We start from the raw sequence: 13,840 nt of genomic DNA on the forward strand, positions 1-13,840 counted from the left end.
CGATCTCGTCGCACCGAGTGAAGCGGCCGATCGTCTCAAATCGCGCTTCGGCGTCGACGCGATCAGCACGGCCGCCGATCTCTCGCAACGAGCTGCCATCGAAGCCATGATGAGCGACCTGCTAGCGCGCCTTGGCGGTATAGACATCCTCGTCAACAATGCCGTGGTCCGGCATTTTGCACCGGTCGAAGATTTTTCGCCTGAAAAATGGGACGAGGCGCTGGCTGTCAATCTGTCCGCGCCGTTCCATCTCGTTCGTCTGGCGCTGCCGGCCATGAAACGGCGCGGCTTTGGCCGCATCATCAATATGGGCTCGATCTATTCGACGCGGGCGGTTGCCGAGCGAATAGACTACGTCACAACCAAGACCGCGATCGTCGGCATGACGCGCGCGATTGCCATCGAACTGGCGGCAACCAACATCACGTGCAATGCGCTGTGCCCCGGTGCGCTGCCGACGCCCGCCATTCAATCGAAGATCGCGGCGGCCGCCGCTAAAGACGGCCAATCCATGGATGCCGCTACGCGGGAATATCTGGCGGCGCGTCAGCCGAGCCGGCGGTTTATTGCGACGGAGAGCGTCGGCGCCATGGCCGCCTTCCTTTGCGGCCCGGCGGGGCAGGACATCACCGGAGCCGCCCTGCCGATCGACGGCGGATGGTCGGTCGCATGAATAAGGCGGGCTGCCAGGGACAACGGCCTCGTATTGGAATTGCGAAAACGCCGATTCTACCGGTAAATCGTTGACGTATCCGAAAATAGAAGGCACCCCGCCAATGGACCGACGACGACGCACCGAACTGAAGTCCACGCTCCATATCGAAGACGTCCCGACGGTCCGGGCAATCGTTGCGCAAAAACTGCGCGCGGCCATCATGTCCGGTAACCTGACGCCAGGACAGCGGCTGGTCGAGCGCGAGTTGTGCGAAATGATGGGCGTCAGCCGCCCCTCGATCCGCGAGGCGCTGCGGTTGCTGGAGGCCGACGGGCTCGTCAATACGGTTCCCCATCGCGGCCCCATGGTCAGCACCATCAGCCTGGACGAAGCCCGGCAGCTCTATGCCGCCCGCGCCGTGCTGGAAGGATTCGCGGGACGCGAATGCGCGCGCCTGCACGACCCCGCCGTCGTGCGCAAGATTGGCGACGCCCTCACCCGGTTGAAGGCAGCGCTTGCCGGGCCCGACATGATCGCGGTCCTTGAGGCCAAAACCGATTTCTACGCTGCCTTGATCCGTGGCTGCCAGAATGCGTTTATCGAACGCATGCTGAAACCGCTGCATGACCGGATTACGTTGTTGCGCATCACGTCGATGTCGCAACCCAAACGCATCAACAAGAGCTTGCGCGAGGTAACGGCGATCTGGCGTGCGATCCAGAGCGGCGACGAGGACCTCGCCGAGCGCTGCTGCGTCGATCATGTGAAGGCCGCGGCGGTCGCGGCACTCGACATGATCCAGCGATCGATGGCCGAGGAGAAGCCGTAGTCTGCGTCGGCGATTTCGCCAGGCTGCATCAGGGAGGTGAATCGTGACGAGGTATTGGGTAGGGGCCGCTGTTCTTCTGATGGCGAGCGGACTGAGCGGCGCGCCGACGCTTGCCCAGGACTATCCGACAAGAACGATCACCATGATCGTTCCATTTGCCGTGGGTGGACCGGCCGATATTACCGGCCGAATTGTCGCCGACATTTTTTCTCGTCGCCTCGGCCGCAGCGTTGTGGTGGAAAATATCAATGGCGCCGGCGGGACGATCGGCGCGCTTCGTGCTGCGCGCGCTAATGCCGACGGTTACACGATCCTGTTCGGCCACATGTCCACAAATGCGCTGGCGCCGGCATTCTATCCGAATTTAAACTACGATCCGCAAAAGGACTTCGAACCGATCGGGCTCGCTGCCGAATATCCCGAATTGCTTGTGGTCCGAAAAGACTTCCCGGCCAGGAACTTCAGTGAATTTGTCACATACGCAAAGGCCAACGCGAACAGGCTCAATGTCGGGCACGCGGGCGTCGGCTCGATATCCTACATCGGATGCCTGCTTCTTAACTCGGCAATTGGCATCAAGCCGACGCTGGTCCCCTTTACCGGGACGGCCCCGGTCTTGAATGCAATGCTCAGTGGCGAGATCGACTATGAGTGCGATCCCGTCCTCGGCACATTGTCGCAAGTGCAGGCAGGCGTGGTCAGAGCCCTGGCCATCGCCGCAAAAAAACGCAGCCCGATTTTACCGGATGTGCCGACCTCCTACGAACAGGGCCTTCCTGAGTTCGATTGCGCTGTTATGTATGGCGTGTTCGCGCCGGCTGGCACACCAAAGCCGATTGTCGAGAAACTCGCGGCATCCCTTAACGAGGGCCTCGACGAGGAACAGGTGCGCAAGCGCTTGGTCGGTTTGGGCGCCGATATGATCGAACCAAACCGCCGCGGACCCAAGCCGCTCGCCGACCTTGTGAAAAGCGAGGCTGCGCGGCTGATTCCAATCATCAGCGCTGCAAACCGATCCGCCAATCCATAAGCGCCGATTGCGCAAATGGCTGCGCCGCGTACGCCGGTCCGAACGAGAAGAGTTTGAGCGGAAAGCGCATCGGTTACCGATCGGGTGAGATGGCATTCTGACCAAGCCGCCTTGCGACAGGCGTGCGGGGAAGGTCTCCAAATTCGGCAGAAGCGTAGTCCCGACCTTCGGGGGTTATGATGTGGATGTCATGGCACCCGTTTCTCGAAAGCTCGCGGGCCTTCCTGAGCGCCGCATCGGATGTTTTCCTGCGGTGTGCCAGCTCTCCATGCTGGCTATTGGCTTTAACTGTGAAGCTCATTCTTCTTCTTCTTTTTTTCAGGATGTCAGCCTGAGCCCTGAACACCTCCGCCAGGGATTTCATCTAATCTGCAAGAAAGGCGTCGGCGGTTTGGGCAGCAGCCCTTTCCGCCCTTATCGCTTGCTTGCGAATGGCCTTCGACATTCCCACGCGCAGTCAATGTCGCTCTCCTGGTGTTGTTCCCCGGTCGGCTGGAACAAAAGTTCTCGTTGGCCGTTGTAGGCCGGCGGGGAAACCTTCAGAGCTGTAACACGTTGACTTACATGGATTTTGAGCATCGAGAGAAACCGGCCGTCACTACGGAAGAGCGTGCGGCGAAGAAGGAAAAGAGCCGCTGGGACGCCGAGAAGGCCCTCGGCGAGCGAAAGAAGACGGACGACGCGTTTCGAGCGAACTTCGAGCGGCTGAAGGCCGAGCGCCAGGCGCGTGAGGCGCCGAACAAATAGCGTATCACTGCGGGCGACTTGCCCCTTGGTGAATTGCGGCCCTCGGGAATCCCGAGGGCCTTTGTTTTTGTTTGCCCGAGACGATCGGCAAAATTTTGGACGAACACCAGATCCGTCGAGGCAAGCCTTCGCTTCGCGACTTTGCATTTCGGCTTCCAACAACTTCCCGCCCTGGGCCTGCCCCGAAGCTTGCTGTGGACATGAAATGATGTACGTTACATTTCAGCAACACCGCCTTGGAAATTGAATAATCAATGTTTTCCCGGTTGCTTGTTCAAACCGAGGCTCGAAAAATGGCCGGCGTCTGATGTTGAGTCCGACCTTGCGGAGACGGTGATCATGCACCCGCGGTTGGCGGCGATGGCCGCATTCTGCCGAGAGGTAGCTCTGCCAGCTTCGGTTCTAGCGTGGCTCGCAGCGTTTGGTCCCGCTTATATCGACACCACCAGCGCGACCTCTATCACCAAGCGCGTCGAACCGGCTGTTATGACCGACACCAGGCCCACCGTTCAACCACCGGTCATCGCGTTCAGCACGGCCGATGTCGCAGCCGCCAGCAGATCGATAGCGGAAGCGCCCATCGAAGCTCCGGTCTCGCGTCAGCCGGATCCGATCGTTACAGCCGCGCTGACGAATTCATCGGAGACGTTGCCGGCCGAAGTTCCGCCGGAGCCAGATGAAAACAACATGGCTTCTCCAGAGCCTGGCGACGCCGATCGCGCTGTTGGCCCGACTGAAGGTGCCGACAACTGTTCAGCTAGGGACTCCTGCATCAATTATTATCTTTGGGAGCTTTACCAACGCGCGCCCAAGGAAGACGCCATCAGAACCGAAGAACGAAGAAAGGTAGTCGTCAAAAGAAAAGGCCGATCGGTGACTGTCACGAAGACCTTTACGACAACGACCGATGAAGATTTTTCGTGGAAGGACCCGAAGGCGGCCGAAAAAGCAGGCATGCCTATGGCGGACTATGTGATCGGCGGCATCGATCGGGATTTCAGGCTGAGGCTCTTTCAAATGCTTCGTGCCGCCGACCAGGCGGGCCTGTCACCGGGGATTACAAGCGGTTTCCGCGATGACTATCGCCAATCGATTGCCGCCGGCCTCAAGGCGGCCAACGACAGATCGTACCATGGAGGCAGCTTCCGCGGTGGCTACGGTCACGGGCTCGCGGCCGATATCGTGAGCGTCAACGGGGAAACACGGGCGCAGCGATTGGCTTCCAGTGACATCCTTTGGAAATGGGTGGATGACCACGGGAAAGAATTTGGTATCGGCCGACCCTATCTCGATAGAGACCCCCCGCACGTCGCGCCGATCGACGGCCAGGAATATGCCAAACATCATCCAGCAACGAAAACTCGACAGGCCGGATCAGCAAAGCCGCACAGCGTCGCTTTGCGAGACCATCGCAGCCCGGCTCGGCACTCGAGAATAGCTGCGCGGTAGTGTGGCCGGGATTTCGGTCGGTTCTCGCGAAGCTAAGCAGTAAAGCCTGGCCAGATCAGTTCATAACGTCATTTGCAGGCTGAGCAGGTAGGTCCGTGGCGTGCCGAGATAGGCGGTATTGGCGCCGGGACTACCCACAATGTTGCCGTCGGCGATCGACGAATAATAGAACGTGTTTCCGACATTGAGCACCTGGAAGCGTACCGTCACGGTGTGTGTGTCGACAATTCTCGAAACACGAGCTCCGACATCGAACGTCGCGTAGGAGGGCGCGAACGAGTTGTTCAAATTCGTCGCCGTGCGCTCGCCCTCCGCATGAACGCCGCCGGTCAGCGCAAAGCCTTGCCAGGCCGCCGGATGATAATCGACGAGCATGTCTGTCTTGAAGAGCGGGACCCCGACAACCAGCCGACCGTTGGTCGTAGCGAGCCCGGTATTCTCCAGCCTCGCGTCTATGTAACTGATGCCGCCAAATACCGTGAGATCCGAGTAGATGTCGCCCTGGAGGAACAGCTCGGCGCCATTATTCCGCTGCGTGCCCACGACCTGAAATATGTTCGTAACCGGATCGGTCGACGCAAACGGACGCGTCATGTGGAACAGAGCAAAGGTGGCGAGCAGCCGCGGGGTCACGGCGTATTTGACGCCAACTTCATACTCCTGATCGGTGTATGGCGCGAGAAATTGATTGACGTTGACAGTCCCGGCCGGCGCCTGATCGCTCTGTTCGACGCTGTTGGCCCAGGTCGCATAAGTCGTAATCTTGTCGAAAGGCTTGTAGATCAGACTCACAGTCGGACTGACGACGCCATCAGCCGATTGTTGGCTTGTGACAGCACCGGCGGCATTCCAGCTTTCCGAATGCAGGAACGACGTGCTGACGACGCTTTGCAAAGCCCATTGGTCGTTAAAGTGGAATGTGTCTCCGGTGACGATCGTCTGGTTCTGCAGAATGGCCGATTTGAACTGACCGCCATTGTTCGGAAGCGGTGGAGACGCAAATACTGTGGGATCGGCGAGGTTCGAACTGCCGAGATTCTGCGCGATGGAGTTGAAATATGAATACTGGCCGTTGAAAAATCCGTTCGTGCCGATCGTCACCTCGTTTCGGAAGCCGAACAAATCGAATTTCCCGGTCAGCGACGCCGTGTTGCTGGCGATCGTGAAGTGCGGAACGGCATTGAAGTTCTTGGTGACCGTATAATTTCCGTTATTGTTGACGAGCGTGTCGGTGATGCCGAATAGATTGCGCACGGCATCCTGATAGAGGCCGCCGATCTCGATGTTCCAATCGTTGTTGAGGTCATGCTTGACCTTTACGAGACCGGTATTGGTGATCAGATCCGTACCCGCGCCCGGCTGTCCCAGACCGAGCTTGGTCGGATCGACCGCGGCAGGCAGTATGGGAAATTTCGGGCCGCCGAAGTAAACGATGCTGCCGGGCAGTCCGGTCGTGTTGGTTTCGTAGTGGCTGAAGTTGGTTTCGACGACGGTACGATCGCCGAGATAAAAATCGAGCGCTCCGCTCGCCAGCGTCCGGTTGGACGAGCTTTCCGGAGCCCAGCTTTCGCCTTCGCCGTGAACGACATTGAATCGATAGCCGACCGACTTGTCAGGCGCACGCCCGCCGACATCGATATTTTCGGTGAAAACCGAGCTGGAATCGAACCCCTGCGTATAGCTCGCGTAAGGCGAGTCCGTCGGCCGCTTCAAAACATAATTGAAAACGCCGGCCGGCGTCGCGGGTCCATAGAGCGAACCGGCGAGACCGTTCAGAACCTGAATGCCGGAAAGATTTTCGGCGGGAATCGCGGTCGTGCCGATAACGCTCAGCCCGTCGAGCCGCGTGTTTTGCACAACGGTGCCCTGGAAGCCGCGGGACTGAGGACGAGATACCTCGAAACCCTGCTGATTGCGGATCTCGACGTCGGGAAGATATCGCAGCGTATCGTTGACCGTCTTCAGTTGGAGGTTTTGCAGCATGTCGTTGGATATGACCGTCATCGATAACGGCGTGTCGAGTACGCTGCGGTTTCCAAGGGGCCCGAAGTTCGCGATGCCCGTGTTGTAATTGGGATGGGTCGCCGCATTGTGGACGCCTTCCGCACCGCTCTGTCCCGGCCCTCCGGCAGCAGCCGGTGGCGGCGGAGACGCTCGACGCGCCGTCCGCTTCTTTTTCTTCTGTGTATTGGTTGGCTTTGTGGCGGCGGACTGGCCTTGCCGATCGGTCTGCGGTTTTGCGGGTTCGATCGTGACCGTTGGAAGCGGCCCCTGCGGTGCCTGCTGAGCGTGCGCAACGTCAACCGCCTCGGAACTAAAAGTCGCCAGCAAGATGCCGGCTGCCGCCACATACTTCATCCCCGTAGCCCCCGTAGGAAATCTCGATCGTTGATCGATCGATAAATTTACTCGTTATATAAACTGAAACTATAACGGACCTGTTCTGGCAATGACATATGTGCAACAGAATCCGTCGTTCTGAAATTGATCTTTCCGGGTGAAGTACGATCCGTAAATCCAATGAGATGATCGCGCTTTTCAATCAAGCTTGCTTTGGAGAATGGTATGCCGCGCTACATGATCGGCCTATTGGCGATCGTCCTTATACTTTCGACGCCCGCGCGAGCGGATACCCTGAAGGTAATGAGCGCAGGTAGTCTCCGCGCTGCTATAACGGAGCTCCTTCATCGCTTTCCGCGACAGTCCGACACGATCGATCCGCCGGAGTTTGGCGCCTCGGGACTGATGCGCCAGAAGATCGAAAACGGCGCGGCAGTCGACGTATTTGCATCGGCAGACATGGAACAGCCGCGTCAACTCGCCACAGCACACCCTGAGCGCCTGGTGATCCTGTTCGCGCGCAACAGCCTATGCGCACTCTCCCGTTCAAACCTGGGTCTCGATCAAACCAACCTTCTCGACAAGCTGCTCGATCCAACCCTGCGGATTGCGACATCGACGCCGGGTTCGGATCCGCTGGGAACTTATAGCTGGGAAGTGTTCGCGCGGGCAGACGCGCTCAAACCAGGTGCGCGCGCGACGCTGGAAGCGAAGGCCAAGAAGCTGGTCGGTGGTGGCGAGAAGACGCCTCCTCTGGTGCCGGGCAAAGGAGCCGTCGAAGGAATCTTTCAGTCGGATGCGGCAGACGTCATGCTGATTTACTGCAGCGCGGTACCCGCGCTGCAAAAGGAAATGCCGTCGCTCGCATCCATCAAATTGCCTCCGGCCCTCACCGTCGATCCCGCCGACGGCATGGTCGTTCTCAACGACAAGCCAGTCGCGTTGCGTTTTGTCGCGTTCGTGATGTCGGAGACGGGCCAGGACATTCTGCGCAGCCACGGTTTCGAGCCGGTTGCGTCGGTCGCACCGGCGAAACCTTGAAGCAACGCGACCGAGTGCACCGTCAACCGGTCATTCCGCCGCCGTTCGAAGCTCGGCACGCTCGACGCGCGCCGCGCAGAACTTGAACTCCGGAATTTTTCCGAACGGATCGAGCGCCGGGTTGGTCAGCAGGTTCGCTGCCGCTTCCGCGTAACAGAATGGCATGAACACCATGTTTTCGGGTACGTCGCGGTCGGCGCGCACCTTGACCTCGACCGCGCCGCGGCGCGTCTCAAGACGAATGAAGTCGCCGGGCGCAACCTTTTTCTTCCGCATGTCCCTCGGCGACATGAACGCGACCGCCTCGGGCTCGATCTGGTCGAGCACCTGCGAGCGCCGAGTCATCGAACCGGTGTGCCAGTGTTCGAGCACGCGGCCGGTAGAAAGCACCATCGGATATTCGTCGTCGGGTATTTCATCCGGCGCAAGAACCTTGGCGGGCACGATCCTGCCGCGGCCGCTCTCGGTCGGGAATCCCGTGGTGAAGATGATTTCGTTGCCCGGCTGGTCGGGACCATCCACGGGATATGTCACCGCGCCCTCGCGCACCAACCGCTCCCAGGTGATGTTGTCAAGCGACGGCATCAATTGCGCCATCTCGGTGAAAACCTCGCCCGGACCCGCGTAATTCCAGGGCAGACCCATTCGTTTGCCGATTTCCTGGATGATCCACAGGTCCTGCTTTGCCTCACCCGGCGGCTTGATCACTTCGCGCGCCAGCTGAACGCGGCGGTCGGTGTTGGTGAATGAGCCGGATTTTTCCGCAAACGCCGAAGCCGGCAAGATGACGTCGGCATGGAACGCGGTCTCGGTGACAAACAGATCCTGCACCACGAGATGGTCCAGCTTGGCCAGCGCCTCGCGCGCATGCTGCAGATCGGGGTCCGACATCGCCGGGTTTTCGCCCTCGACATACATGCCGTGAATCGTTCCGGCATGGATCGCATTCATGATTTCGACCACGGTCAGCCCGCGCTCGGGATCGAGCTCCTGCCCCCAGAGCTTCTCGAAAGCACCCCGCATGTCGTCGCGGCCGACAGGCTGATAGTCCGGAAAGAACATCGGGATCAGGCCGGCGTCCGAAGCGCCCTGGACGTTGTTCTGGCCGCGCAGCGGATGCAAGCCCGTCCCGGGACGACCGACCTGGCCCGTGATCAACGCCAGCGCTATCAGGCAGCGCGCATTGTCGGTGCCGTGCACATGCTGGCTGATGCCCATGCCCCAGAAGATGATGGAGGATTTCGCGCGAGCGTACATCCGCGCCACTTCCCGCAGCGTCTCGGCAGGGATGCCGCAGATCGGCGCCATTTTCTCGGGCGTGAACTCGACGATCTTGGCCTTCAATTCATCGTAACCCTCGGTGTAACCGGCGATGTATTGCTCGTCGGTAAGCCCCTCGGTGATGATGGTGTTGATCATCGCATTCAGCATCGCGACATCGCTGCCGGGCTTGAACTGCAGGTGCTTATAGGCGTGCCGCGACAGCGTCTGGCGCCTTGGATCCATCACGATCAGCTTGGCGCCGCGCTTGGCCGCGTTCTTGATGAAGGTCGCAGCGACCGGATGGTTCACGGTAGGATTGGCGCCGATCACCCAAATGACTTCGGCGTCCGCAGCAGCCGAGAACGGCGCCGACACCGCGCCCGAGGCGATACCTTCGAACAAGGCCGCGACCGACGACGCATGGCAAAGCCGGGTACAATGGTCGACATTGTTGGAGCCGAAACCGGTCCGGACCAGCTTCTGGAACAGATAGGCTTCTTCGTTCGATCCCTTGGCGGAGCCGAAGCCCGCCAGCGCCTTGGGGCCTTTCTCATCTCGAATTTTGACGAGGCCGTTTGCCGCGATATCTAGCGCCTCTTCCCATGACGCTTCGCGGAAGTGCGTGAACGGATTGGCGGGATCGACCTGGTCGTTGGCGTCCTTCTTCACTCCCGGCAACCGCACTAGCGGCTTGGTCAGACGGTTGGGGTGATGGATGTAGTCGAAGCCGAAGCGGCCTTTGACGCAGAGCCTATTGTGATTGGCCGGACCGTCGCGGCCCTCGGCGTAGATGATCTTCTCGTCCTTGACCTCGTAGGTGACCTGGCAGCCGACGCCGCAATAAGGACACAGCGAGTCAACTTTCCGGTCCGGGTAGGTGACGCGGGTCTGGTTCTCGTCCAACATCACGGCGGGCATCAGCGCGCCGGTCGGGCAAGCCTGCACGCATTCGCCGCAGGCCACGCAAGTTGATTCTCCCATCGGATCGTCGAAATCGAAGACGATCTTGGAGGCGTGGTTACGATAGGCCATGCCGATGACGTCGTTGACTTGCACCTCGCGACAGGCACGCACACACAGGCCGCACTGGATGCAGGCGTCGAGATTGACGCGCATGGCCGGATGGCTGGCGTCGCCGTGCCAGCGCTCTGCTGCCGGGAAGCGGCTTTCTGTCACCTCGATCTTTTCGGCCCAGTTCCAGAACTTCGATTCCGGATCGTGGGAAGTTTCACGCGCCGGCTGATCGGCGACCAACAGCTCCATCACCATCTTCTGCGCGGCGACGGCGCGATCGCTCGCGGATTTCACTTTCATGCCGACAGCCGGCGTCCGCTTACAGGAAGCGGCAAGCACGCGCTCACCTTCGATCTCGACCATACAAACGCGGCAGTTGCCATCTGGCCTGTAGTCAGGTGCCGGAGAGTAACAGAGATGCGGAATATCGCGGCCCTGGCGTTTGGCGACCTGCCAGATTGTCTCACCGACACGGGCCTCGACCTGCTGACCGTCAAGCTCGAACTTGATCATCTGAGGTCCGCTGCCCTTGCCGCCAACCGTCCCGGTCGGTTCGGTATGCGTTACCGTTACCCGGCCGTCCGGCACGTTCTTGCCACCCGCCGCGCCCTTGGCGTCGTGGCCGTAGCCTTGCGGCGGAGAGCTCTTCTCGTTGCTCATCTATAAACCTCGTCAGAAACCAGTTGGCCTTCGGTACGCCTATTCGGCAGCTTCCCGCGGCTGAAACTCGTCGGGAAAATATTTAATCACTGAAGTCAGGGGATTCGAGGCCGCCTGCCCGAGACCGCAGATCGACGCGTCACGCATCGCCTGGCTCAATTGACCGAGCAGTTCCTGGTTCCAAACGGGGCGTTGCATCAACAGCGCCGCCTTCTCGGTTCCTACACGACAGGGGGTGCATTGCCCGCAGCTTTCGTCCTCAAAGAACTTCATCAGATTGAGCGCAGCTTCCTTAACGCTATCGGCCTGCGACAGGATGATGACCGCGGCGGAACCGATGAAGCACCCGTATTTTTCCAGCGTGCCGAAATCGAGCGGAATGTTGTCCATCGTCGCCGGCAGGATGCCGCCCGATGCGCCGCCGGGAAGGTAGGCATGGAAAGTGTGGCCATCCGCCATGCCACCGCAAAATTCGTCGATCAGTTCGCGCACCGTGATGCCAGCGGGCGCAAGCTTCATGCCGGGATTCTTGACGCGGCCCGACACGGAGAAGCTGCGAAGCCCCTGGCGGCCGTTGCGGCCGTGGCTCTTCCACCAGTCGGCGCCCTTCTCGACGATGTCGCGCACCCACCAGAGCGTTTCGACATTGTTGATGAGGGTCGGCAGGCCGAACAGGCCTACCTGGAAAGGAAATGGAGGCTTGTGCCGCGGCAAGCCGCGCTTGCCTTCCAGGCTCTCCAGGAGCGAGGATTCTTCGCCGCAGATATAGGCGCCGGCGCCGCGGCGCAGATGCAGCTTTGGACCACCAGGCGGCAGTTTTGCCATCTCGCGCTCGAGAATTTGGCGTGCGGCCGGATATTCGTCGCGAAGATAGATATAGACGTCGGTTGCCTCGACCACATGCGCGCCGATCAGCATGCCTTCGAGGAAACGGTGCGGATCGCGCTCGAGGTAGCAGCGATCCTTGAAGGTTCCCGGCTCGCCCTCGTCACCATTGACCGCCATCAGCCGCGGACCCGGCTCACCCAGCACCGAGCGCCATTTGCGTCCCGTCGGAAAGCCAGCGCCTCCAAGACCGCGCAACGACGCATCGTCCAGCGCCTTCAGCAGGTCCTCCTTCGGCAAATCGCCCGACCGGATGCGCCCCAAAAGCTTGTAGCCGCCGTCGGCGACATAGGCGTCGAACCCGACGTAACTGGGAACATGAGTATGCGTGTCGCCGCTATTTGCGGTAGCAAGGACGCTGAAAACGGCCGCATGGTCCACGAAGTTATGGCCAACTTCCGCGGTCGGCGCGGTATCGCAGCGGCCGACGCAGGGTGCGCGCACGACACGGATACCGGGCCCTGCCTTGTTTTGGAGGTCGCGCAAAAGCTTTTCACCGCCAAGCATGGCGCAAGTGAGGGAATCACAGACGCGGATCGTCAACGGCGGCAGGCTTGGCTCGCCTTCCTTGACGATGTCAAAATGCGCGTAGAAGGTCGCCGTCTCGAACACCTCGGCGAACGATAGCTTCATTTCGTCGGCCAGTGCCGCGAGGTGCGCCGCCGAGATCTGGTGGTATTTATCCTGGATCAGGTGCAGGTACTCGATCAGCATGTCGCGTTGCTTCGGCCGGTTGCCGAGCAATGCCTCGATTTCGTCGAGAGCGCCTGGATCGACCTGGCGACCCTTGGGGGTCGGTTTGGCCCGTTTTCGTCCCTGACCGGGGTGCTCGAAGGGGCGAACTTTGTGAACGTCCTGGCTCATACAATCCTGTTTCCACTGACTTTGGCTTAGCCGACCATACCTTCTTGGTATACCAGAGGGACCATACTTTCTGGTATACCAGAGGCAAGTCAATTTAGAACGTATCTAGAACAAGAAAAATTATCCTTTCTGACAATCGTTTGGCGGCCGGGAACCAGCCCCTCATTCTAATCTGTCGCGTTATCGGCTTTTTCGATCAAGAACACGATTCTCGTCTCATCGCGCTCGGTGATTTCGACCTTGTCGCCGGTCTCGCGGATCAAGTTCGGAATGTCGATTACCGACAACGGATCAGTGCAGTGCACTTCAAGGGAATCGCCCGGCAATACCGACTTGAGGGCCTTACGTGTCTTGAGCGCCGGCAACGGGCATCTGAGACCGGTTAGATCGAGCTTGGTGGTGGCCATGTCCTCAGACTTACAACAGACTGGCGTAACCAAGGAAGCCAACACTGTCGCCGGGCTCGACCTTGACGATGGACTCGCCGAGTTCGATCAGTCCATCGGTTTCAACCAGCGACGACAACAGGCCGGCACCTTCACGCGGAAATTTGATCGCCTCCAGCGTCGCGTCAGCGGCTTTTCGAAGCGTGACACGGACATATTCGCGGCGACCGCTTTTCTTCCTGTATTTGAAGGCGGCCCGTACCGGCATCGGTATCAGCGGCGCGGGCTTTGCTCCCGAAAGAGCCAGCACCGTCGGGCGCACAACATGGACGAAGGTGACAAAGCTGGCGACCGGATTACCTGGCAGCCCGATAAATGGCGCGCCGTCGATAATGCCCATGGCCACCGGACGGCCGGGTTTGATCGCCATCCGCCACAGAACCAGCGATCCAGCGCTTTCGACACCGGCCTTGACGTGATCCTCCTCGCCGGTCGAGACACCGCCGGTGGTGAGGATGAGGTCGTGTCGTCCCGCGGCCTCTTTCAGCGCCCTCGCCAGCGACGTCCGCTCGTCACGCAAGATGCCGAGATCGCTCACCTCGCAGCCGAGCCTGCGGAGCATCGCCATCAGCATGAAACGATTGGAATCGAAGAGCTGTGCGGCCGCCCGCTTCGTC

General features: G+C 60.0%; 11 protein-coding genes. 6 read left to right on the top strand and 5 right to left on the bottom strand.

The window, feature by feature from the left end:
- From WB528_RS25625 to WB528_RS25645, 5 genes are all read left to right on the top strand, one after another.
- On the top strand, positions 1–673 hold a 673-nt coding region (locus WB528_RS25625; protein ID WP_423891975.1), incomplete at its 5' end, for an SDR family oxidoreductase.
- Between the two features lie 103 nt (positions 674–776).
- On the top strand, positions 777–1,484 hold the full coding sequence (locus WB528_RS25630; protein WP_423891977.1) for a GntR family transcriptional regulator: 708 nt from the start codon (positions 777–779) through the stop codon (positions 1,482–1,484).
- Positions 1,485–1,527: 43 nt separating this feature from the next.
- Positions 1,528–2,514 (top strand): Bug family tripartite tricarboxylate transporter substrate binding protein, encoded by a 987-nt coding sequence (locus tag WB528_RS25635; protein WP_423891979.1) that lies wholly within the window; start codon positions 1,528–1,530, stop codon positions 2,512–2,514.
- Positions 2,515–3,078: 564 nt separating this feature from the next.
- On the top strand, positions 3,079–3,261 hold the full coding sequence (locus WB528_RS25640) for a hypothetical protein (RefSeq protein ID WP_423891981.1): 183 nt from the start codon (positions 3,079–3,081) through the stop codon (positions 3,259–3,261).
- A 360-nt stretch (positions 3,262–3,621) separates the two neighbouring features.
- On the top strand, positions 3,622–4,710 hold the full coding sequence (locus WB528_RS25645) for a peptidase M15 (protein ID WP_423891983.1): 1,089 nt from the start codon (positions 3,622–3,624) through the stop codon (positions 4,708–4,710).
- Positions 4,711–4,770: 60 nt separating this feature from the next.
- Here WB528_RS25645 and WB528_RS25650 read toward each other — a convergent pair whose 3' ends face one another.
- Positions 4,771–7,068, bottom strand: a complete 2,298-nt coding sequence (locus WB528_RS25650) for a TonB-dependent receptor (RefSeq protein WP_423891986.1) — start codon at positions 7,066–7,068, stop codon at positions 4,771–4,773.
- A gap of 207 nt (positions 7,069–7,275) precedes the next feature.
- On the opposite strand from WB528_RS25650, the gene WB528_RS25655 reads away from it, so the two are divergent.
- A complete protein-coding gene (locus WB528_RS25655) occupies positions 7,276–8,091 on the top strand; it encodes a substrate-binding domain-containing protein (protein ID WP_423891988.1) in 816 nt (271 codons plus the stop codon).
- Between the two features lie 30 nt (positions 8,092–8,121).
- Here the strand turns inward: WB528_RS25655 and fdhF are convergent, their stop codons facing one another.
- The 4 genes from fdhF to WB528_RS25675 form a co-directional block, all read right to left on the bottom strand.
- Entirely contained in the window at positions 8,122–10,881 is a 2,760-nt protein-coding gene (fdhF, locus tag WB528_RS25660) for a formate dehydrogenase subunit alpha (protein WP_423891996.1), read from the bottom strand.
- A 186-nt stretch (positions 10,882–11,067) separates the two neighbouring features.
- Entirely contained in the window at positions 11,068–12,777 is a 1,710-nt protein-coding gene (locus tag WB528_RS25665; protein WP_423891990.1) for an NADH-ubiquinone oxidoreductase-F iron-sulfur binding region domain-containing protein, read from the bottom strand.
- Between the two features lie 167 nt (positions 12,778–12,944).
- Complete coding sequence (locus WB528_RS25670) at positions 12,945–13,184, bottom strand: sulfurtransferase TusA family protein (protein WP_423891992.1); 240 nt, start codon at positions 13,182–13,184, stop codon at positions 12,945–12,947.
- Between the two features lie 10 nt (positions 13,185–13,194).
- A partial coding sequence (locus tag WB528_RS25675) for a molybdopterin molybdotransferase MoeA (RefSeq protein ID WP_423891994.1) occupies positions 13,195–13,840 on the bottom strand: 646 nt, incomplete at its 5' end.

It is taken from the genome of Bradyrhizobium sp. (assembly GCF_049586575.1).
Taxonomy (GTDB): domain Bacteria; phylum Pseudomonadota; class Alphaproteobacteria; order Rhizobiales; family Xanthobacteraceae; genus Bradyrhizobium.

Bases quoted from the DNA above. Each gene is read 5' to 3' on its own strand.
- WB528_RS25630 (WP_423891977.1), top strand. From the start codon at position 777: ATGGACCGACGACGACGCACCGAACTGAAGTCCACGCTCCATATCGAA.
- WB528_RS25640 (WP_423891981.1), top strand. From the start codon at position 3,079: ATGGATTTTGAGCATCGAGAGAAACCGGCCGTCACTACGGAAGAGCGT.
- WB528_RS25645 (WP_423891983.1), top strand. From the start codon at position 3,622: ATGGCCGCATTCTGCCGAGAGGTAGCTCTGCCAGCTTCGGTTCTAGCG.
- WB528_RS25650 (WP_423891986.1), bottom strand. From the start codon at position 7,068: ATGAAGTATGTGGCGGCAGCCGGCATCTTGCTGGCGACTTTTAGTTCC.
- WB528_RS25655 (WP_423891988.1), top strand. From the start codon at position 7,276: ATGCCGCGCTACATGATCGGCCTATTGGCGATCGTCCTTATACTTTCG.
- fdhF (WP_423891996.1), bottom strand. From the start codon at position 10,881: ATGATCAAGTTCGAGCTTGACGGTCAGCAGGTCGAGGCCCGTGTCGGT.
- WB528_RS25665 (WP_423891990.1), bottom strand. From the start codon at position 12,777: ATGAGCCAGGACGTTCACAAAGTTCGCCCCTTCGAGCACCCCGGTCAG.
- WB528_RS25670 (WP_423891992.1), bottom strand. From the start codon at position 13,184: ATGGCCACCACCAAGCTCGATCTAACCGGTCTCAGATGCCCGTTGCCG.